The organism is Plantibacter sp. VKM Ac-2880, from assembly GCF_015351235.1.
Lineage (GTDB): Bacteria > Actinomycetota > Actinomycetes > Actinomycetales > Microbacteriaceae > Plantibacter.
In genome coordinates this window covers 1,833,931-1,853,322 of record NZ_JADKSJ010000001.1, presented here as the reverse complement: position 1 = coordinate 1,853,322, position 19,392 = coordinate 1,833,931, and the positions used below count along the sequence as shown (strand labels likewise).

Genomic DNA, 19,392 nt, shown 5'->3' with positions numbered 1-19,392 from the left:
CACCCTCGCTGCTCATCCCGATCAGGTGGACAGCTGGGAGGAGCACTGACATCCGCCCTGGCATGGCGTTGAACGTCCGATACCCGTCAACGACCTCTCAGGCCGGACGCGTGTCCTCAAACCGCTTCGACTTCGACAACGACGAGATGACCATCCGAGGTCGAGACATGACGAACGCGCAACTTCCGAGCTGACGAACCCGCGAGTCCCGAAGGTTGAGGTACCTGCGTCAGACACCCGGCCAATATGATCGGCAGGTGCTCAGCGACATAGACCCCATGACCCAAGTTTCGAACTTCTGGGTGCCGGTTTCGCAGATCATTCCGGTCCTCGCGCTTGCCTTCGTGATTGAATCCCGCAGGATCGCCATGAAGTGGCGCAGAGAGAACAAGTCTCGCCTCGGCCAGGCCATCGGGATTTTCTTCCTCGCAGCCGGAATGTTCAACGCCGAGTTGTGGGCGCTTAGTTCGATGGCGACGGGCACCTCGACTCACCTTCAAGTCTGGATCGCTCTCTTCACAGTGGGTGCTGTGGTCTTCGTTCTAGCGTTCCAGCCCATCAGTTTCCTGGTGGGTGCAGGAATACCTGAGGTCGGCGTGATGCTCAATCGGCTGGAGCGAGGATCAGACTGGCAAGTGCACCGCAAGCGTCTCCGAGAGCTTCGCCGCACGCAGCGAAAGGCGCGCAGGGACCTCATGAAGCAGAACGATCGACTTGTCAGGATTATCCGGAAGGAAGAAGCCGACAGACGCAGTTTCGACAGGGTCGTCGAAGGTACGCGTGGGCTGATCGCACGCGTAGCGGCTGAACCCGGGCTTTTGCCGGAAGAACGGGGCAGACGCACCGACGCGCTCGCCGCTCTCCTTGAGACGCGGAAGCAAATGGTGGACAGATCAGACAAACGCCTTCTGGAGGCAAGACAGATTCAATCGGATGGCGAAGCGTATCTGTCCAAGCTGGCGAAGGACATCGTCGAGGTAGACCAGCTGGCGCGAGATACACGCGTGTATCGCATGTTCGACGAGGACGCTGAGCAGATCGAACGAGTGATGGCCAGATTGAAACCAGAGCAGCCCGAAGCCATGCCGCCGCAGTCCGTTGCAGCCGAACTTACGAGCTCCGAGGATGGGCACTAACCCTGTGGATAACTCCGGGCGCTTGACCAGCCACTCTGTGAGGCTGAAAGAACGATGGCTCCAGTCAAGGTCAGGGACACCTATGCGTCTTTCGTCAGCCGGCAGGTGGAAGCCAGGATCGACGATTCCCAGGCGCCCCCAGAGGGCTTCCTCGACGTGCTGGACAACATCAGCGCGGGCCGAGAGAATCGGCTAGCCACCGATCCCGAGCAGTTTCGCTCCTATGACCAGGACAGCCACTCCTCCCACGATCGTGACGACGAGCAGCGCGGTGTGCTCCCGCCAGGTGCGCTTCCACCAGCCGGGTTGCGGTTCCGATACAGGTTCGGGCATTGCGGGTGGAGCGGTGGGTGCAGTTGGTGGGTCCTCGTGTGAAGAGACTGTCTGCTCTCTCACAACGAACTCGCCACCCGGTTGGGCTGCAGCAAGCGCTCTGGACTCCCGGAGCTCCTCGAGCAGATGGTGAGCAATGCGGTCCAGAGCTATGCGGCTTGTGCCGGTCACCGAGATTGAAATCTCCGTAGGCCAGATAAAGTACATCACCGCGGGATAGTGGTCGCTTGAATCCGCGAAGACGATGGAGTGGATCGTTGACACCTCGGCACGGTTCGCCTCCATCACGTTCCGCAACTCATCAACTGTCTTACGGTCGAACTGCTTGTTGTCTACCGAGGTTCCTTTGAGATGCATCACGAACGGAGTTCCCGGCTCGTCGTCCAACATCCGATAGACGATTCGATGAACGACGGAAGCCGCCGAAAACAGCTCTACGACCTCCCCAGAGATGTCTACCCGATTCGTGAAAATCTCTGGCAACATGTGTCCAATCGGGCAATCAAGCAGATATTAGAAGTCTCGCCACACTATCGCGTAGGTGGCTCATCTTGGAGCATACGACTTGACTCGCTGCTGCAGGAATCGCCATTTGGACGGTGTGGACCCGCACGGTGATTCGCTGATGACGGCTCCGCTGGCCTCCCGGATCCGACGGATGAGCGCGTCGTGACCGGCAGGGTAAGGCCGGTCGCCCCCCCCCCCCCTGCGAGGTAGGCCACGGTCACGCCTCCGCTCCCGAGGGCGGCTCGGTGCCCCGCGCCGTCGATGCCGTACGCGGCACCCGACACGATTGCGAAGCCCTGATCGACGAGCCCGGCCGCCGCCTCGAGGGTGATGTGCTCGCCGTAACCGGACGCAGCCCGGGCCCCCACCAACGCGATGGCGCGTTCTCCCGCAGGCACGTCGGGTGGACCCAGCAGCCAGAGGGCAGAAGGAGCCACCAGGCGCTGCGACGACTCACCTGACGCTTGCGCTCAAGACCCATCCATGTTCGCGTTCCTCAACCGCTCCGGCGAGGTCGAGCATACCGATGACTCCGGCGACCTCCTTAGGTGTCAGGCCGGCCACCTTCGCGATTTGCTCGATCGTACGAGGTGAGCGCGTGCTCAGTGCATCACGGACGCGTCGCTCTTCAGGCGAGGCGAAGGCCCCATCCTGAGGATCGGCCGCGGCCCAGCCGGCGAGCTCGGCCATCTGTTCGGCGTTCGTCACACAGGTTGCGGCGTATTCACGGATGAGCCGGTGACAGCCTGCCGAGGCCGGACTCGTCACTGGGCCCGGGACTGCCCCGAGCGCGCGTCCAAGCGACGCCGCATGCCCCGCCGTATTGATCGACCCCGACCGGCTGCCGGCCTCGAGAACCACCGTCGCGGCGGACGCCGCTGCAATCAATCGGTTGCGTTGTAAGAACCTCCATTTAGACGGCGTCGAGCCACACGGCGACTCGCTCAGGACCGCGCCGCCCTCCTCCGTAATCCGACGTATCAACGCGTCGTGACCCGCAGGATACGGACGGTCGACACCGCCGGCGAGGTAGGCCACCGTCACCCCACCGCTCCCCAGAGCAGCTCGATGCGCCGTACCGTCGACGCCGTACGCAGCACCCGAGACGATCGTGAACCCGCGGTCCACGAGTCCTGATGCTGCCTCGAATGTGATGTGCTCGCCGTATCCGGTCGCTGCTCTTGCGCCGACGAGCGCGATCGTGCGCTCCACGGCCGCAGCCTCACTCGTACCACGGCGCCAGAGTGCGTGTGGTCGATGCATCCCGAGCGAGTCCAGCCCGGCATGCCAGCCCGCGCTCCCCGGGAGAACGAGCCGAGCGCCGACGCGGATTGCCGCCTCACATGCTCCCACGACCTCGGCCGCGACCAACCGTGGCGTCCAGCGAGCGAGCGCGTTGCCCAGTACCCGCGATCCCGGTGTGGTTGCGGGAGGCTCGTCCAGCGACGCCGTCGCGTCACCACCGTCTGGGTCGCCTTCCCAGCCGCTGGCCAGAACCCGGCGTTGCAACTCCGTCGGCCCGACACGATCCAGCACGGCCGCCAACGCCTCCGCAGGACCCAATGCGTCGACGACCAGGCCGGCCACGCCATCACCGGGCTCAGCAATCATCGTCCACGCAGCCCGCGCGAAGGCGGCACAGACGGTGTCAGCCTCGCCAGCCGCCTCACTGGTCGATGCCGACGACTCACCCATCGGACGCTCTCCACTGATACCCAAGACGAGGCGTTCGACCAACTCGCGGTCCAAGCCGAACCAGGAGCTCATGAGATGCCTTTCCGGAGGAAGAGGGCCCGCCCGAGATGCTCCGCCGTCGGGCTGTCGGCGCCATCGAGGTCGGCGAGCGTCCACGCCAGTCGGAGGATCCGGTCGTACCCGCGCATCGTGATCCCGCCGCGCTCCAGCGAACGGTCGAGCGCGGCCGTGACCGATCTGGCGAGGCGCATCCGCGGACTGCGGAGCCAGGTGCCGCTCGCCTGTGCGTTCGTCGTCCAGCCGGTGCCGGCCAATCGTTCGGCGCTCGCGCTCCGGACGGCTTCGACCCGGGCGCGGGCCTCGGCGGTCGAGAGTCCGCCCTCCTGCGAGAGTCCGGACAGCGCCGAGGTGATCCGTTGGACGCGGACCCGGATGTCGATGCGGTCGAGGAGCGGACCCGACACGCGTCCGAGATACCGCCTCCTGGCCTGCGGTGGACAGGTGCAGACGCCGTCCGCCGTGCCGTACTGCCCGCAGGGGCACGGGTTCGCCGCGAGGACGAGCTGGAAGGCGGCGGGGAACGTGGCGCTGCCGTGCGCGCGGTGGACGGTGACGACACCCGACTCGAGCGGTTGCCGCAACGAGTCGAGGACGTCCGCCCGGAACTCCGGTGCCTCGTCGAGGAAGAGCACCCCGTGCGCCGCGCGCGCCGCAGCGCCCGGCCGGATCTGCCGAGAGCCTCCGCCGATGATCGCCGCAGCCGAGGACGAGTGGTGCGGGCTCTCCCAGGGCGGTCTCCGCACGAGGCCCCCGTCCGGCGGGAGGCCGATCAGGGACCGGAGACAGCTGACCTCGACGGCGGCGTCCGGGCCGAGATCCGGCAGGATCTCCGGCAGCCGGGCCGCGAGCATGGTCTTGCCCGCGCCCGGTGGTCCGACCATCATGACGTGGTGACCGCCGGCGGCCGCGGCGACCATCGCGTCGACCGCGTCCGGCTGACCGACGACGTCGGCCAGGTCGAGCGGGTCCGGCTCCGGCAGTTTCTCGATGCGCTGCCGGACCGGCTCCAGATCGATGGGCGTCAGTTCGGCACCGTGCCAGATCGCCGCGTCGCGGAGCGACGTCGCACCGACGACGGTGACCCCGGGGACGAGCTGTGCCTCCGCGACGTTGGCGGTCGGCACCATGACCGCGTCGTAGCCCGCGCGAGCCACGGCGAGCACCGCAGGGAGCACCCCGGAGAGCGGCCGCAGCCGGCCGTCGAGCCCGAGCTCACCGAGGTGCACCACCCGCTCGGCCGACTCCCGACGGACGAGGCCGCCGACGGCGAGACAGGCGATGGCGATGGAGAGGTCGAACGCGCTCCCCTGCTTCGGCAACGACGCCGGCGACAGGTTGATCGTGAGCTTGCCGCCCGGCAACGGGCAACCCGAGTTCGCCGTCGCGCTCTTGATCCGATGCGCGGCTTCGCCGAGGGATTTGTCGGGGAGTCCGACGATCGCCATGCCGGGGACCGTCGCGGACGCCGACGCCTCGACCTCCACGATCGAACCCGTGAGACCGGCGAGGGCGACGGACCAGGTACGTGCCACGGCCATCAGGACACCCCTCGGAGGTGCTCGAGACGCACGCCGCCCTCCGGCGGCAGCACGATCCCGACGACGTCGACGCGCATCCGCCTCGAGCGTGGGTGGTGCTCGGCGCACCAGGCCCCGGCAAGGCGGCCGATCCTCGCGAGCTTGCGAGCGGTGACCGCCTCCGTCGGGTCCCCGAACCCGACACCGGAACGGGTCTTCACCTCGACGAAGACGAGGGTGCCGCCGTCGTCGGCGACCACGTCGAGCTCGCCCTGCGGGCATCGCCAGTTGCGATCGAGGATGCGGAACCCGCATGCCTCGAGATGTTCCGTCGCCACCTGCTCGCCGCGTCGGCCGAGCTCGTCCTTCCGTGCCATGTGCACCTCCTGGCACCCAGCCAAGCGGGGCGGAGGAGGCTCGGATGCGCGGAGTGACGTGGGAGCGAGGACTGGGGCGACGGACCGTCCTGTGGAGCGGAGTCAGCGGCGAGCGAGTGCCGGCTACTCGTCGAGCGTGAGTTCCTTCGGGAGCTCGAAGTCGCGCGAGGAGAGCTGCTCCACGTTGACGTCCTTGAAGGTGAGGACGCGGACGCTCTTGACGAAGCGGTCGGAGCGGTACACGTCCCACACCCAGACGTCGGTCATCGAGAGCTCGAAGTAGAAGTCGTTCGCCGTGTCGCGTCGAACGAGCTCGACCTCGTTGGCGAGGTAGAACCGGCGCTCGGTCTCGATCACGTACTTGAACTGCCCCACGACGTCGCGGTATTCGCGGTAGAGGGCCAGTTCGACCTCGCGGTCGTAGTCTTCGAACTCGTCTTCGTCCATGGTCTCTCTATCCTACGTGTAGGCCGGCAGCCAGCTGCTCCGGTGGTGGAGCGTCAGGCCGTGCTCCGTCAGCGCCGCCAGGTGGTGGACCGAGCCGTACCCCTTGTTCCCCTGCCAACCGTATTCCGGCAGCGTCTCGTGCAGCTCGATCATGAGCCGATCCCGATGCACCTTGGCGAGCACCGACGCCGCCGCGACGGACGCGCAGTCGCGGTCCGCCTTCACGCGGGTGGTGATCGTGAGCGGCCGCTGGAGCGAACGGCTCAGCCAGTCGCTGTTGCCGTCGAGGAGCACCGTCGACCCCGTGACGTCGGCTCCGACGGCGTGGAGCTCGAGCAACGCGCGGCGCCCCGCCAGGCCGAGGCAGGCCGTGATGCCGAGTTCGTCGACCTCCGCCGGACTCGCCAGCCCGACCGCGCCGTACAACACCCACTCGCGGGTGAGCGGCTCCATGCGGGTCCTGGCCTGTTCACTCAACAGCTTGGAGTCGCGGAGCCCGACGGGGAACGGACCACACGTCGGGGCGACGACCGCCGCGCCGACGGCCACCGGACCGGCGATGGCACCCCGGCCGACCTCGTCCATGCCGATGACCGACGGGACCCCGGCGGCGAACAGTCCGTGCTCGACCTCGAGGGTCGGTTCGCTGACCGCCATCACTCCTTCTCTGGAGCGGGGATGCCCTGGAACACCGAGGGGTAGTTGTCGAGCCAGGCCCAGTTGCTGGACGGCCAGGTGATGACGAACGCCCGCCCGACGACGTTGTCGATCGGCACGAAGCCGCCCCCGGGCGTGTCGGCGTTGTACCGGGAGTCCTTCGAGTTGTACCGGTTGTCGCCCATGACCCAGAGCGAACCCTCCGGCACCACGATGTCGAACGCGTCGCCGGATACCTTCTCGGTACCCGCCGGGAGCTTCACGTACGGCTCGTTGAGCGGCACGCCGTTGACCGTCATCTGGCCGAGCGGATTGCAGCAGGTGACGTGGTCGCCCGGGAGCCCGATGACGCGCTTGATGAGGTGGTCGTCGCTGTCGGGGGCGACGAGGCCGAAGATCGACAGGACCCATTCGACAGCAGCGGTGGCCGGCGGCTGCGGGGGCTCGACCGTCTGCGGCAGCCAGCCGCCCGGATCCTGGAAGACGACGACGTCGCCGCGGTTCAGCGCGACCACGTCGGGGACGAGCTCGTTCACCAGGATGCGGTCCTGGATCTGCAGGGTGTTCTCCATCGACCCGGAGGGGATGTAGAACGACCGGACGAGGAAGGTCTTGATGAGGAAGGAGACCAACAACGCGACCACGAAGATGATGAGGAGGTCGCGAAGGAAGAGCAGCGCTCCGCGTTTCCCGCGTGGGCGCTGCTTGTGGTCGGGCGACGCGTCTGCCGCCAGGGAATTGTCTGTCATTTAACCGCCTGAGCTCCCCACCAGCTTATCCGGTGGGGAGCTCAGGAATGATCGCGCAGGCGACCGGGAGGACGACTAGTTGTCGCGCTTCTCCTTGATCTTCGCCTTCTTGCCACGCAGTTCGCGCAGGTAGTACAGCTTGGCGCGACGGACGTCACCGCGGGTGACGACCTCGATGTGGTCGATGTTCGGGGAGTGGACCGGGAAGGTGCGCTCGACGCCGACCTGGTAGCTCACCTTGCGGACGGTGAAGGTCTCGCGGACGCCCTCGTTGGAGCGGCCGATGACGACACCCTGGAAGACCTGGATACGGGACTTGTTGCCCTCGATGATGTTCACGTGCACCTTGACGTTGTCGCCGGCGCGGAAGTCGGGGATGTCCGACTTGAGGGATGCTGCATCGACTGAGTCGAGAATGTGCATGATGATTCCATCTCTGCGACCGCCACAGGTCGACCGCTGAATACGTTCGGAAGGAAGAGTGTGCCCGTTGCCGGCGTTCCCCTGTGGCAGAACTGCGGAGGCACAAACAGCAATTGTGTCATGAAAGCGTTCCGGATGGGTAACCGGGCCGGTCGGGGGCGGGTCGGCGTCGCGCGCCATGCCTTCCTCAGCGGCGTTCGTCGGGCTTCTTCTCCTCGATGACGATGAACTCGCCACCATCGATCGGCCCGGGTTCGAACCGTTGCGCGGGCGGGATCGAGGATCCGGGTACCGTTCCCGGAGCGGCGGCGGCCATGCGCTCGAACTCCGCCATGGTCTCGCGTGCACGACGCGTCGTCTCGGAGATGAGCTGGGCGATGACGCCCCAGAACGCGGCGAGCCCGGCGACGACGCCGAGCACGGCCCAGAGGGCAACGCCCGAGCTGAACGAGCCGAAGCAGATGATCGTGAGGTGCCAGAGGGCGAGCAGGCCGACGTCGGTCCAGGAGACGAGGCGAGTGGTACGGACACTCGCACGCGCCGAGATGAGGAAGGCGATCGCGGCGAGCGCGATGGCGAGGATCGGCATCGCGATGAACAGCCCGACGAGGCTCCAGCCGCTCTCGCCGAACAGGCCCCACCCGACGAACGGCCAGGCGGGCAGGACGAAGATCGCGATGAATCGCCAGTAGAAGAACGCCCGCCGGATGATCATGTCCCCAGGGTACCGTCGGGTCCCCTGGCGTGCGCTGGGCGTTCGCTCACGGCCGAGCCGCGGCAGTCCAGGCCTTGGTCGGACCCGTCAGAGCAGTTTGCGTTGCAGCGCCCAGGCGGCGAGCTCGTGGCGTGAGGACAGCTGGAGCTTGCGGAGGACGCTCGAGACGTGGGTCTCGACGGTCTTGACGGAGATGAACAGCTCGGTCGCGACCTCCTTGTAGGCGTATCCGCGCGCGATGAGCCGCATGACCTCCTGCTCGCGGGCGGAGAGGCGGTCGAGTTCGTCGACGGACTGGGCCGTCTCCCCCGCCACGGCACCGAAGGCGTCGAGCACGAAGCCGGCCAGACGCGGTGAGAAGACGGCATCGCCGTCGTCGACGCGTCTGGCCGCCTCCGCGACCTCCGCCCCCGAGGAGCTCTTCGTGATGTAGCCCCGCGCCCCCGCCCTGATGACCCGGACCACGTCTTCGGCGGCGTCCGACACGCTGAGTGCGAGGAACCGCGTCGCGGGCACGATTGCTACCGAACCGGTGATGACGTCGGCGCCACCACCGCCGGAGCCGCCCGGCAGGTGGACGTCGAGCAACACGACCTGCGGGCGGGTGTCGGCGATGACCCGGATCGCCTCCTCCACGTCTCCCGCCTCACCCAGGACGTCGATCCCGGGCCCGAGCTCGCTGCGGAGTCCGGAACGGAAGATCGAGTGGTCGTCGACGATCACGACGGTCAGTGGTGGTCGTTCGCTCATGGTCGGCTCCTCGGAACGGTCTGGACGATTGCGCTCTGCGGCGCAGGCGGCGCGGCGTCGTGGACGGGCAGGACGAGACGGACCTCGGTGCCTCGTCCCCCGGGCCGCGAACGGATGGTCGCTTCGCCACCGATCCGCTGCATGCGGCCGATGATCGACTCCCGGACCCCGAGGCGGTCCCGCGGGACCTGCTCCAGGTCGAAGCCGGGGCCGCGGTCGGAGATCGACACCTCGATCCGCTGCGGTGCCGTCTCGAGATAGACGGAGACGTCGCCGCCGGCGTGACGCGCCGCGTTGAGCACGGCCTCCCGCGCCGCGGCGAGGAGCGGCTCCGGAGCGTCGTCGACCGCCTGCCCGACCGCCACGACGTCGACGCGCACCGCGTGGTCGGCTTCCACCGCGGCGGCGATGGTCCGCAGTTCGGTCGCCAGATCGCCCGTCGGAGCAGCCCCGCCGGAGAAGAGCCAGTTCCGCAGCTCGCGCTCTTGCGCCCTGGCCAGACGGGACGCTTCGCTGCCGGGCCCGGCCTGCTGCTGGATGAGCGCGAGCGTCTGGAGCACCGAGTCGTGCAGGTGCGCCGCGATCTCCGCCCGGTCGGCCTCCCGCATCCGCGCGGCACGCTCGTCCGCGAGGTCGCGATTGAGCTGGAGCGCCCAGGGGGCGATCACCACCGCGACCCCGAGGAGTACGGCGAGCGCGGCGACGATGACCGTCCACATGTTCGGGCGGTCGCCCGTCACGAAGAACAGGAGGATGCCGAGGACGACGAGGACGAGTGCTCCGAGCACGCGGATCAGGAGCGCGCGGGAGCCCTCACCACGACCACGCTCGCCGAACTGCCTCCACGCGAGCGCGGCACCCGCGAGGACGACGATCACGGGGATGACCGCCTCGAGCGGGATGTCCAATCCGGTCCGCGTCGCGATCAGCGCGGTCCCGGCCGCGAGCAGGGCGATCCCGAGGAGCACCTCCGTGATCGGCGCCCGACGGGGGACGTCGGAGTCGGCTGCGCCATCGGTCGAGGCAGGCCGCAGCAGGTGATCCCGAGGATCGATCGGTCCGTCGACACCCTGCGTCGGCGTCATGACCCACAGCCACACGTAGAGGAGCAGGCCCGCTCCGCCGCAGCAGGCGAGGATGACCGTCGCCGTGCGCACCGCTCCGACGGGGAGGCCGGTGTGTTCGGCGAAGCCGGCGCAGACGCCGCCGAGCAGGCGGCGCCTCGGACGGATCATCACCTCGGTTCCCATGGAGCCCATCCAAGCAGTTCAGGGTGCGGTCGGCACCCTGGGACGGCAGGTTCAGGGTGCGCTCAGGGTCATGCCGGATGGGCCGGACCGGGACGCTTCGCCAGAATCGGATCATGACGAACCACAGCACGCCACCCGCCGGAGCAGAACCGGGTGCACCCGCCCCGCAGGATCCGACGACCCGCTTCTTCGACTGGTGGCGGTCCACCGGTCTCCGTCGCTCGGCCGACTCCTGGCTCGGTGGTGTCGCCGGCGGTGTCGCGACCCGGCTCGGCCTCGATCCGATGATCGTGCGCGGCGCCCTCATCGTCATCGCGATCCTGGGCGGACCGGTCCTCTTCGTCTACGCCGCGGGCTGGGCGCTCATCCCCGACCAGCAGGGCCGGATCCATCTCGAACGGGCGATCCGTGGGGTGTTCGACCCGGCGATCGTCGCCATCGGCATCCTGGCGGTGCTCACCGCCGTGCCGTTTATGCGTGGTCTCTGGTGGGACGGCGTGCCACACGCCTGGAACCTCCCGGGCTGGCTGGAGTCGACCATGACCGCCGGCTGGGTGATCGCCCTGATCGTCGCGTCGGTGTGGCTGATCGTCATGTTCTCGCGACGCGACCCCGAGCGGGCGGCTCCCTCCGAGACACCGCCGCAGCGCGACCCGTGGACGAGCGACGCCTCGACCCTGAAGCCGTCAGCACCGACACCCGCATCCTCCGCATCCGGCTCTCCCGATCAGGCGCCGGCCTCCCCCGGTGCCACGGCGCCGGTGTCGCTCGCGAAGGTCGCCGGTTCGCCGGGTGACCCGGGCACGACCATGCCGCTCCCTGGCGCCACGCCCACCACCGTCTGGGACGGGGCTCCGAGCGAGCAGCGCGGCTGGACGAGCCAGGAGTTCCGGGACGAGATGAGCCGCCAGCGCGCCGAGCAGCAGGCTGAGCGCGAGACGAAGGCTCGAGAGCGGCGTGCGCAGCACCCGGGAGCGGCCTTCGTGGCGATCACCCTCGGACTGGCGCTGCTCGCCGGTGCCGGCGCGGCCGTCGTCGCAGCGAGCGCCGGATTCTCGATCCCGGTCGTCGTCGTCATCGGCCTCGCCACGGCGCTCGGTGCGCTCGCCGTCGCGACGATCATCGCGGGGATCAGCGGACGGGAGAGCGGTTGGCTCGGCCTCTTCACCTGGGCCGCCGTGATCTCTTTGCTCGCCACCGGGGTGTTCCCGCTCGGCTCCTCCTTCCTGCCGGTCGGACGCGCGACCTGGACCGTGACGTCGAGCGATGCGGACGACCGGCGCGGATACGTGATGATCGCCGGCCAACCCACGCTCGACCTCGGTGAACTCGCCGACGACGATGCGTTGCGCGGTGGGACGATCGACGTGTGGATCGTCGCCGGCGAGGTCGACGTGCTCATCCCCGAGGACGTGCCGGTGATCGTCGAGTTCTCGGCCATCGCGGGCACCCTGGACACGGGACGCGGTGATCGGGACGGAACGGATCGACGCGGTGGAGCCCTCTTCCAGGACGAGGCCCGGTATGGACGGACGACGTCGAGTGACACGACGCGGGTCCGGGTGTGGACGGTCGCCGGAAGCGCGGTCGTGACCGAGGAAGCGGAGGCGGGACGATGAGCGGGCAAGACGACCGGTCCGAGCGGGACGACTGGACCGAGCCGACGACGGAGCCGACTCCACCGGCGACCGATCAGACGACCACGTCCGAGCGGACGCGCCATGAGGCGAAGAGCGGTCCCGATGAGACGGGTCGAGGTGGTCGGGCGCCGCGGTTCGGCACGATCCTCTGGGGCGTGCTCCTGCTCGTGTTCGCCGGGGCCATGCTGGTCACCAACCTCACCGAGGTGCGCATCGACCCGCTCGGCTGGATCACCGGCGCGATCATCGCGACCGGAGCGGTCCTCGTCGTCGCAGGCATCGCGGCCGCGGTGCGCCGGCGACCCTGAGACCAGGGACGCTCGAGCGCGAACCGCTCAGCCGCCGGTGACGTCGTCCGGCAGCAGGTCGGGCCGGACCTCGCGGGTCCGCTCGAGCTGCTGCTGGCGCCGCCACGTCGCGATGGCACCGTGGTTGCCGCTCAGGAGCACCGGCGGGACCGCCAGCCCTCGCCATTCGGACGGCTTCGTGTAGCTCGGGTATTCGAGCAAGCCGTCCTCGTGCGACTCTTCGATGAGACTCTCGGGATTGCCGACCACGCCGGGGACCAGCCGACCGATCGCCTCGATCATGGCCATGACCGCGACCTCGCCGCCGTTGAGGACGTAGTCGCCGAGGCTCACGAGACGGACGCGTGCCCGGCTGGCCGTGTGCTCGAAGACGCGGTGGTCGATGCCCTCGTACCGGCCGCAGCCGAACACGAGGTGTGGCTCGAATGCGAGTTCGCGGGCCATCGCCTGGGTGAAGACCTCGCCCGCCGGCGAGGGGAAGATGACGAGCGGCTCGTCCTCGGTGTCGTCTCCCAGGATGCCGTCGAGCGCCTCACCCCAGGGCTCCGGCTTCATGACCATCCCCGCCCCTCCGCCGTACGGGGTGTCGTCGACGGTGCGGTGACGGTCGTGCGTCGAGTCGCGGAGATCGTGGACGTCCAGATCGATCAGCCCGCTCTGCTTGGCCTTGCCGAGCAGGGAGAGGTCCAGGGCATCGAAGAAGGTCGGGAAGATCGTGACGATGTCGATGCGCATGAGGAGCAGTCTATTCGCGCGCGGGTCGGCCTCCCGGTCGCGTCGATCAGTCGGACAGCCCGGCCGACGCCTCCTCGTAGCGATCGATCACGAGGTCGACGATGCCTGCATCCGGCGCCTCGCCCGGGTGGAGGAGCGGCGACGTCACCGCGTCGGCCCCGGCCTCCTCGAGCAGCCGCGCGAAGTATCCGGGTGCCAGCAGATAGGTCGCGATGACGACCCGCCCGCGCGGTCGGCTCGCTCGGGTGTCCGCGACCGCCTCGGGCACCGCCGGGCTGGCTGCGGAGACGAACGCGGTCACCACCGGGACGCGCAATCGCGCCTCCAGGCGCCGTCCCATCTCGAAGCAGTCCGCGACGGCACGCGCATCCGTCGAGCCGGCTGCGGCGAGGACGATGCGGTCGTCGGGCGTCACGCGCAGCGCCTCGAGCCGGCGGGCCAGCACCGCGACAAGGCGGTCGTCGGGCCCCATCGCGCGCCCCAGGGCGGTCGATCGCTCCGTCGCCTCGAGGTCCTCCACGAGGTCCACGTGGACGTGGAAGCCCGCGGACAGGAGCAGCGGCACGACGACGGCCGGACGGCCCGACTCCACGGAGCCGAGCGTGGCGGGGACGTCGGGCTGCTGGACGTCCACGAAGCCACCGGCGACGTGGAGGTCGGCCCTGGCGTGCTCGACGGCGGTGACGAGCGCGGCGACCGACGCCTGACCGATGGGACAACTCGTCCCGTGCGAGACCGCGACGAGGGCCGGCGTCGTCCGGGTGACGGGCTCCGCTCGGCGGACACCGGGGGCGAGCAAGGTCATCGCTCCTCCCCCAGCTCGATCTCGACGAAGCCCCCGACGATGCGGGTGCTGAAGGTCCTGAGGAACAGGTTCGGGTCGGTGAAGCACTCGCCGGTTCCGAGGTCGTAGACCTGCTTGTGCAACGGCGAGGCGATGGTCGGACGCTCTCCGCGTGAGCCGACGATGCCGCGGGCCATCACTGGCGCCGCCGTCTGGGGGTCTCGGTGGTCGACCGCGTACACCTCCTCGGCGCCGATGCGGAAGACGGCGATCTGGCGTGCGCGGAGCAGCGCCACCTCGCCCCACGACAGCTCGAGATCGTCGATGGCGCAGACCCGTCGCCAGTCGGCGAGCGCCGTCCGCGCGGTCTGCTCCGGTGTCGTCACGCTCATCGTCGGCCTCCTGCTGGTCGTGCGTCGGAGCACCGACGCTACGGGCAGGGTGTTTCGGCTGATCACCCGCGAGGTTTCGGTGAGGTGAAACCGACCTCACATCGCATCTCACCGTCTGTGCGGTCCTCGACCCGTCGGGGACACATCCGGGCAACGGTCCGGAAACGCCGCCTCAGTACGCTCGCTGGAACACGAGCCGAGGGGGCCCACGATGACCGATCGCACTCCACAGGGCCGACCACGCCGCATCGTCGTCGTCGGCGGCGGACCGGCCGCGCACCGGTTGGTCGACGCCCTGCACAGCCGTGACGGCGGGGAACGGACGCACATCACCGTCATCTGCGAGGAGCTGCACCGCCCCTACGACCGCGTCGCGCTGAGCAAGCGACTCGACGACGCCTCGATCGACCTCACCCTGGCCCCGTCCGCCGTCTGGGACGAACGCCACGTCTCCCTGCTCCTGGGCGAGCGTGCGGAGCGCATCGATCGTGACGCACGGACGGTGCACACCTCGCTCGGTCGGCTCGTGGAGTGGGACGAGCTGATCCTCGCGACCGGGTCCTCGGCGCCGGTGCCGGAGATCGACGGCGCCGAGCACGCACTCGTCTACCGCACGCTCGACGACGTGGACCTCGTCGTCTCCGAGATCGAGCGCATCGGAAGACTGCGGGGACGTCCCGCTCGCGTGATCGTCGCCGGCGGTGGACTCCTCGGACTCGAGGCCGCCGGTGGCGCCGCTCGCCTCGGCGCCGACGCGAGCGTCGTGCACTCCGGTTCGTGGCTCATGTCTGCACAACTCGACGAGGGAGCCGGGCGGGCACTCGGCCGGATCATCGGCGCACAGGGCATCGCCTTGCATCTGGGGACCCGTCCTCGCTCGATCCTCCTCGACGAGGACGGCGCCGTCTCGGGGGTGAGGTTCTCGAGCGGCCAACAGGTCGAGGTGGACATCGTGGTCTTCGCGATCGGCATCCGGGCGCGGGACGAACTCGCGCGCGACGCCGGGATCGACCTCGGCGAGCGCGGTGGCGTGGTCATCGGGACCGACTGCAGGACCTCGGCGGCCGGGGTCTGGGCGATCGGCGAGGTCGCCTGCTTCGAGGGACGCTGTACCGGGCTCGTGGCCCCGGCGAACGCGATGGCGGAGGTCGTCGCCGACCGGCTGCTCGGCGGCGAGGCGGAGTTCACGACGGTCGACGACGCGACCAAACTGAAGCTCTCCGGCGTCGACGTCGCGAGCTTCGGCGACGCCCTCGCGCGGACGGAGCACAGCCTCGAGATCGTCTACGCCGACCCTGCACGGGGGCTGTACCAGAAGCTCGTGATGACCGACGACGCGAAGACGCTCCTCGGTGGCATCTTCGTCGGCGACGCCTCGCCCTACGCCGCGTTGCGCCCGCTCCTCGGGAGTGAGCTGTCGAGCGAACCCGCGGCCTACCTCTCGGCCTCCGGGATCGAGGCGCCGGCCGGAGACGAGCTGCCCGACGCGGCGCTCGTCTGCGCATGCAACGCGGTCACGGCGGGCTCGGTCCGCGAGGCGATCGCCGGCGTGCACGGCGAGGCCTGCACGGAGCTCGGCGCACTCAAGGCCTGTTCACGGGCCGGCACCCAGTGCGGCTCCTGCGTCCCGCTCGTCAAGAAGATCCTCGAGACGGAGCTGACCAAGTCCGGGATCGCCGTGTCACGCGCCCTCTGCGAGCACTTCGCCCTGTCCCGGCAGGAGCTGTTCGAGTCCATCCGGGTGCTCGGCCTCACCTCCTTCGACGACATCCTCGCCCGGTTCGGGGTCGGTCGCGGTTGCGACGTCTGCAAGCCCGTGGTCGGCTCCATCCTCGCGAGTCAGCAGGGCGGCTACATCCTCGACGGTGGGCGCGGCACGCTCCAGGACACGAACGACCGTGCCCTGGCGAACATGCAGAAGGACGGCACCTACTCGGTGGTCCCGCGGATCCCCGGCGGTGAGATCACGCCCAAGAAGCTCGCGGTGATCGCGCAGGTCGCCACCGACTACGGGCTCTACACGAAGATCACGGGTGGGCAGCGCATCGACCTGTTCGGGGCCCGACTCGAGCAGTTGCCGGAGATCTGGCGCATCCTGGTCGACGCGGGGTTCGAGTCCGGCCAGGCCTACGGCAAGTCGCTCCGCAATGTGAAGAGCTGCGTCGGGTCGAGCTGGTGCCGGTTCGGGGTGCAGGACTCCGTCTCCATGGCGGTCTTCCTCGAACTCCGCTACCGGGGGCTTCGGGCGCCGCACAAGTTCAAGTTCGGCGTGTCCGGTTGTGCCCGTGAGTGCGCTGAGGCTCGTGGGAAGGACGTCGGGATCATCGCGACCGAGCAGGGGTGGAACCTGTACGTGGGCGGCAACGGCGGGTTCCAGCCGACCCACGCGCAGCTCCTCGCCGGTGACCTCGACGACGAGACGCTCATCCGGTACATCGACCGGTACCTCATGTACTACATCCGCACGGCCGACCGTCTCCAGCGCACGGCACGGTGGATGGAGGACCTCGAGGGCGGACTCGACCACGTCCGGGAGGTCGTCGTCGAGGACTCGCTCGGGCTCGCCGCCGATCTCGAACAGGCGATGGCCGCCCATGTCGACGGCTACGAGGACGAGTGGGCCGCCACCCTCGCCGACCCGGAGCGCCTCCGACGGTTCCGTTCCTTCGTGAACGAACCGGGCGAGGCGGAGCCCGGGTTGGCGCGCGTGGCCGAACGCGGCCAGTACCGACCGGCCACGGCTGCGGAGATCGACCGCGGCGAGGCCGTCTACGTCGCAGGGCCTACCATTCCAGTGAGAGAAGGGGCGTAGATGTCGCATGCAGGCAGGGTCACCCTCGTCGGTGGCGGACCGGGCGATCCCGCATTGCTGACCGTCGCCGCGGTGGAAGCCCTACGCGACGCCGACGTCGTGCTCTACGACCGACTCGCCCCGCACGACGCCCTCCCTTCCCTCGCACCGAACGCCCTCCTCATCGATGTCGGCAAACGCCCGGGCCACCACCCGATCGGGCAGGAGGGCATCGAGACCGTCATGGTCCAGCACGCCCTGGACGGTGCGGCCGTCGTCCGGTTCAAGGGCGGCGACCCGTACGTCTTCGGCCGCGGCAGTGAAGAGGTGCTCGCCTGCCACCGTGCCGGTGTCCCCGTCCGCGTCATCCCGGGCGTCTCGAGCGCCGTCGCCGTGCCCGCCGCCGCCGGGATCCCCCTCACCCATCGGAACCTGAGCCGGCTCTTCACGGTGGTGAGCGGCCACGTGCCGCTCTCCGATGACGAACACCGTCACCTCGCCGGGCTGGGCGGGACGATCGTGGTCCTCATGGGCGTCGGCACCCTGCCCTCCGTCTCCCAGGGTCTGCTCACCGCGGGGCTCGCCGCCGACACCCCGGTCGCGATCATCGAGCGCGGGTACAGCGAGACCCAGCGGACGACGATCGCGGACCTCGGTTCGATCCTCCACGTCGCGGCGGCTGCCGGGGTGCGATCCCCGGCGGTCATCGTGATCGGCCACGTCGTCTCCTTCGCGTTCGACGGCGACGCCGAGGCCGCCGAGCTCCTGGAGCGGGCAGAACGCCTGGCGGCGACGGTATGACCGACGCCACGGCGGGATCGCCGGACGCCGGCCCCGACGTCACCTCGCCGGTACCGGGGTTCCGCGCGGACCAGCTCGAGGGGTTCCGGATCGGCGTGACGAGCGACCGCCGGTCGCAGGACCTCATCGACGCCTTCGAGCGGCGAGGCGCCACGGTCGTGCACGCACCGACGCTCCGGATCGCCCACGCCCAACACGACGAACCCCTCATCGACGACACGCGCGACATCATCGCGGCACGTCCGCACGTCCTCCTCGCCACGACCTCGTACGGCGTCCGCCGGTGGTTCGAGGTGGCCGACGCCGCCGGACTCGGCGACGAGCTCGTCGATGCGCTCGCCGACACGGACATCCTCGTCCGCGGCCCGAAGGCGCGTGGGGCCGTCCGGGCTGCGGGCCTGAACGACGTCGGCATGAGCGACCGCGAGACCACCGCCTCCCTCGTCAACAAGGTCCTCGCCGAGTACCCGGCCGGCCTCCGGGTCGCCGTCCAACTGCACGGGTACACCGATGAGCGACAGCTCGAGCGCCTCCGCGCCGTACATCCGGAGGTGCACACGGTCGCCCCGTACCGCTGGACGGACCCGGATGCCACCGACGAACGCGTGCGCCGCCTCGTGGACGCCATCGTGAGCGGATCCCTCGACGCCGTCACCTTCACGAGTGCACCATCGGTCGTCGCCCTCTTGACCGCCGCCGAGGCCCTCGGACTCGAGGACGCCGTCGTCGACGCCTTCCGCCACGACGTCCTCTGCGCGGCGGTCGGCCCCGTCACGGCCGCACCGCTGCTGGCGCAGGACATCGAGCCCATCGTCCCCGAGCGGTTCCGCATGGGGGCGCTCATCCGACTCCTCTGCGAACACTTGGAACAGCACGCGATCCTGCGCGCCGAGACGCTGCACGGTCCCATCGCCATCCGCGGTGCCATCGTCGAACTCCCCGGGTCGCGCGTGCGGCTCCCCCCGAACTCACTCGCGCTGCTGCGAGCGCTCGTGCGCGCCAACGGCGCGGTCCTCTCACGGTCTGCCCTCGCCGACGCCCTCCCGGCAGCGGCTGATCACCACGCCCTCGAAGTGCAGATGAGCCGGTTGCGCCAGGCGCTCGGCGTGCCCGGCCTCATCAACACCATCGTCAAGCGCGGCTACCGACTCGACGTCTGACCCGGTCGAGCCGACGACCGCGGCCGACCGAGCCCGACCGCGTCCCGACGGTCTGCGTCCTCACGGTCGTCGACGAGCGGTGTGAGCAGGAGGTGACGCAGGTGTTACCTGAGCGGTCGGACGCCGAAACACGGCGTCGATAGCGTCGGAGACAGCACCTCTCCC

The 19,392-nt window shown here is 69.2% G+C and carries 21 protein-coding genes; 6 read left to right on the top strand and 15 right to left on the bottom strand.

All coding sequences use genetic code 11. The annotated features are described in order from the left end of the window. Positions 1–257 precede the first annotated feature (257 nt). Positions 258–1,136 (top strand): hypothetical protein, encoded by an 879-nt coding sequence (locus tag ITJ57_RS08950; protein ID WP_194669718.1) that lies wholly within the window; start codon positions 258–260, stop codon positions 1,134–1,136. A 192-nt stretch (positions 1,137–1,328) separates the two neighbouring features. Here ITJ57_RS08950 and ITJ57_RS08945 read toward each other — a convergent pair whose 3' ends face one another. From ITJ57_RS08945 to ITJ57_RS08890, 12 genes are all read right to left on the bottom strand, one after another. Further along, positions 1,329–1,952, bottom strand: a complete 624-nt coding sequence (locus ITJ57_RS08945; protein WP_194669717.1) for a hypothetical protein — start codon at positions 1,950–1,952, stop codon at positions 1,329–1,331. Between the two features lie 47 nt (positions 1,953–1,999). Continuing rightward, complete coding sequence (locus tag ITJ57_RS08940; RefSeq protein WP_370582280.1) at positions 2,000–2,374, bottom strand: DNA-processing protein DprA; 375 nt, start codon at positions 2,372–2,374, stop codon at positions 2,000–2,002. 55 nt (positions 2,375–2,429) lie between these two features. Then, positions 2,430–3,743, bottom strand: a complete 1,314-nt coding sequence (gene dprA, locus ITJ57_RS08935) for a DNA-processing protein DprA (RefSeq protein ID WP_228506551.1) — start codon at positions 3,741–3,743, stop codon at positions 2,430–2,432. Further along, positions 3,740–5,269, bottom strand: coding sequence for a YifB family Mg chelatase-like AAA ATPase (locus ITJ57_RS08930; protein ID WP_194669716.1), 1,530 nt, complete (start codon positions 5,267–5,269; stop codon positions 3,740–3,742). Before ITJ57_RS08930 ends, dprA begins: the two co-directional genes overlap by 4 nt. Beyond that, positions 5,269–5,625 carry a YraN family protein gene (locus tag ITJ57_RS08925; protein ID WP_194669715.1) on the bottom strand — a complete coding sequence of 119 codons (357 nt, stop codon included), beginning with the start codon at positions 5,623–5,625 and terminating at the stop codon, positions 5,269–5,271. Before ITJ57_RS08925 ends, ITJ57_RS08930 begins: the two co-directional genes overlap by 1 nt. A 123-nt stretch (positions 5,626–5,748) precedes the next feature. Continuing rightward, positions 5,749–6,072 (bottom strand): DUF2469 domain-containing protein, encoded by a 324-nt coding sequence (locus ITJ57_RS08920; RefSeq protein WP_056006841.1) that lies wholly within the window; start codon positions 6,070–6,072, stop codon positions 5,749–5,751. A gap of 12 nt (positions 6,073–6,084) precedes the next feature. Next, positions 6,085–6,729, bottom strand: coding sequence for a ribonuclease HII (locus ITJ57_RS08915; RefSeq protein WP_194669714.1), 645 nt, complete (start codon positions 6,727–6,729; stop codon positions 6,085–6,087). Next, positions 6,729–7,478 (bottom strand): signal peptidase I, encoded by a 750-nt coding sequence (lepB, locus tag ITJ57_RS08910; RefSeq protein WP_056006848.1) that lies wholly within the window; start codon positions 7,476–7,478, stop codon positions 6,729–6,731. The genes ITJ57_RS08915 and lepB overlap by 1 nt, the downstream gene beginning before the upstream one ends. Before the next feature lie 75 nt (positions 7,479–7,553). Continuing rightward, positions 7,554–7,901 (bottom strand): 50S ribosomal protein L19, encoded by a 348-nt coding sequence (rplS, locus tag ITJ57_RS08905; RefSeq protein ID WP_056006851.1) that lies wholly within the window; start codon positions 7,899–7,901, stop codon positions 7,554–7,556. Between the two features lie 187 nt (positions 7,902–8,088). Further along, positions 8,089–8,616 carry a hypothetical protein gene (locus ITJ57_RS08900; protein ID WP_194669713.1) on the bottom strand — a complete coding sequence of 176 codons (528 nt, stop codon included), beginning with the start codon at positions 8,614–8,616 and terminating at the stop codon, positions 8,089–8,091. Between the two features lie 87 nt (positions 8,617–8,703). After that, the gene (locus ITJ57_RS08895) at positions 8,704–9,366 is read right to left on the bottom strand and encodes a response regulator transcription factor (RefSeq protein WP_194669712.1); all 663 of its coding nucleotides are present in this window, start codon (positions 9,364–9,366) and stop codon (positions 8,704–8,706) included. Beyond that, entirely contained in the window at positions 9,363–10,616 is a 1,254-nt protein-coding gene (locus ITJ57_RS08890) for an ATP-binding protein (protein ID WP_228506549.1), read from the bottom strand. The genes ITJ57_RS08895 and ITJ57_RS08890 overlap by 4 nt, the downstream gene beginning before the upstream one ends. 113 nt (positions 10,617–10,729) lie before the next feature. On the opposite strand from ITJ57_RS08890, the gene ITJ57_RS08885 reads away from it, so the two are divergent. Continuing rightward, entirely contained in the window at positions 10,730–12,235 is a 1,506-nt protein-coding gene (locus ITJ57_RS08885; protein WP_194669710.1) for a PspC domain-containing protein, read from the top strand. Beyond that, complete coding sequence (locus tag ITJ57_RS08880; RefSeq protein WP_194669709.1) at positions 12,232–12,564, top strand: hypothetical protein; 333 nt, start codon at positions 12,232–12,234, stop codon at positions 12,562–12,564. The genes ITJ57_RS08885 and ITJ57_RS08880 overlap by 4 nt, the downstream gene beginning before the upstream one ends. A 27-nt stretch (positions 12,565–12,591) precedes the next feature. Here ITJ57_RS08880 and trmD read toward each other — a convergent pair whose 3' ends face one another. Genes trmD through nirD form a run of 3 tightly spaced genes read right to left on the bottom strand, consistent with a single transcriptional unit; the run spans position 12,592 to position 14,475 of the window. Beyond that, positions 12,592–13,299 carry a tRNA (guanosine(37)-N1)-methyltransferase TrmD gene (gene trmD / locus ITJ57_RS08875; RefSeq protein ID WP_194669708.1) on the bottom strand — a complete coding sequence of 236 codons (708 nt, stop codon included), beginning with the start codon at positions 13,297–13,299 and terminating at the stop codon, positions 12,592–12,594. Between the two features lie 46 nt (positions 13,300–13,345). Continuing rightward, positions 13,346–14,104 (bottom strand): sirohydrochlorin chelatase, encoded by a 759-nt coding sequence (locus ITJ57_RS08870; RefSeq protein ID WP_194669707.1) that lies wholly within the window; start codon positions 14,102–14,104, stop codon positions 13,346–13,348. Further along, complete coding sequence (nirD, locus tag ITJ57_RS08865; RefSeq protein WP_056006869.1) at positions 14,101–14,475, bottom strand: nitrite reductase small subunit NirD; 375 nt, start codon at positions 14,473–14,475, stop codon at positions 14,101–14,103. Before nirD ends, ITJ57_RS08870 begins: the two co-directional genes overlap by 4 nt. Positions 14,476–14,686: 211 nt before the next feature. On the opposite strand from nirD, the gene nirB reads away from it, so the two are divergent. The 3 genes from nirB to ITJ57_RS08850 are packed head-to-tail and all read left to right on the top strand — an operon-like array spanning position 14,687 to position 19,227. Continuing rightward, on the top strand, positions 14,687–17,287 hold the full coding sequence (nirB, locus tag ITJ57_RS08860; RefSeq protein ID WP_194669706.1) for a nitrite reductase large subunit NirB: 2,601 nt from the start codon (positions 14,687–14,689) through the stop codon (positions 17,285–17,287). Further along, positions 17,288–18,067 carry a uroporphyrinogen-III C-methyltransferase gene (gene cobA, locus ITJ57_RS08855; RefSeq protein WP_194669705.1) on the top strand — a complete coding sequence of 260 codons (780 nt, stop codon included), beginning with the start codon at positions 17,288–17,290 and terminating at the stop codon, positions 18,065–18,067. Next, positions 18,064–19,227: a uroporphyrinogen-III synthase gene (locus ITJ57_RS08850; protein ID WP_194669704.1), complete on the top strand. Its 1,164-nt coding sequence runs from the start codon at positions 18,064–18,066 to the stop codon at positions 19,225–19,227. Before cobA ends, ITJ57_RS08850 begins: the two co-directional genes overlap by 4 nt. Positions 19,228–19,392: the final 165 nt, after the last annotated feature.

What these genes read in the sequence shown, in the direction of transcription:
- dprA (WP_228506551.1), bottom strand. Translation starts at nt 3,743, where the DNA reads ATGAGCTCCTGGTTCGGCTTGGACCGCGAGTTGGTCGAACGCCTCGTC.
- ITJ57_RS08930 (WP_194669716.1), bottom strand. Translation starts at nt 5,269, where the DNA reads ATGGCCGTGGCACGTACCTGGTCCGTCGCCCTCGCCGGTCTCACGGGT.
- ITJ57_RS08925 (WP_194669715.1), bottom strand. Translation starts at nt 5,625, where the DNA reads ATGGCACGGAAGGACGAGCTCGGCCGACGCGGCGAGCAGGTGGCGACG.
- ITJ57_RS08920 (WP_056006841.1), bottom strand. Translation starts at nt 6,072, where the DNA reads ATGGACGAAGACGAGTTCGAAGACTACGACCGCGAGGTCGAACTGGCC.
- ITJ57_RS08915 (WP_194669714.1), bottom strand. Translation starts at nt 6,729, where the DNA reads ATGGCGGTCAGCGAACCGACCCTCGAGGTCGAGCACGGACTGTTCGCC.
- lepB (WP_056006848.1), bottom strand. Translation starts at nt 7,478, where the DNA reads ATGACAGACAATTCCCTGGCGGCAGACGCGTCGCCCGACCACAAGCAG.
- rplS (WP_056006851.1), bottom strand. Translation starts at nt 7,901, where the DNA reads ATGCACATTCTCGACTCAGTCGATGCAGCATCCCTCAAGTCGGACATC.
- ITJ57_RS08900 (WP_194669713.1), bottom strand. Translation starts at nt 8,616, where the DNA reads ATGATCATCCGGCGGGCGTTCTTCTACTGGCGATTCATCGCGATCTTC.
- ITJ57_RS08895 (WP_194669712.1), bottom strand. Translation starts at nt 9,366, where the DNA reads ATGAGCGAACGACCACCACTGACCGTCGTGATCGTCGACGACCACTCG.
- ITJ57_RS08890 (WP_228506549.1), bottom strand. Translation starts at nt 10,616, where the DNA reads ATGGGAACCGAGGTGATGATCCGTCCGAGGCGCCGCCTGCTCGGCGGC.
- ITJ57_RS08885 (WP_194669710.1), top strand. Translation starts at nt 10,730, where the DNA reads ATGACGAACCACAGCACGCCACCCGCCGGAGCAGAACCGGGTGCACCC.
- ITJ57_RS08880 (WP_194669709.1), top strand. Translation starts at nt 12,232, where the DNA reads ATGAGCGGGCAAGACGACCGGTCCGAGCGGGACGACTGGACCGAGCCG.
- trmD (WP_194669708.1), bottom strand. Translation starts at nt 13,299, where the DNA reads ATGCGCATCGACATCGTCACGATCTTCCCGACCTTCTTCGATGCCCTG.
- ITJ57_RS08870 (WP_194669707.1), bottom strand. Translation starts at nt 14,104, where the DNA reads ATGACCTTGCTCGCCCCCGGTGTCCGCCGAGCGGAGCCCGTCACCCGG.
- nirD (WP_056006869.1), bottom strand. Translation starts at nt 14,475, where the DNA reads ATGAGCGTGACGACACCGGAGCAGACCGCGCGGACGGCGCTCGCCGAC.
- nirB (WP_194669706.1), top strand. Translation starts at nt 14,687, where the DNA reads ATGACCGATCGCACTCCACAGGGCCGACCACGCCGCATCGTCGTCGTC.
- cobA (WP_194669705.1), top strand. Translation starts at nt 17,288, where the DNA reads ATGTCGCATGCAGGCAGGGTCACCCTCGTCGGTGGCGGACCGGGCGAT.
- ITJ57_RS08850 (WP_194669704.1), top strand. Translation starts at nt 18,064, where the DNA reads ATGACCGACGCCACGGCGGGATCGCCGGACGCCGGCCCCGACGTCACC.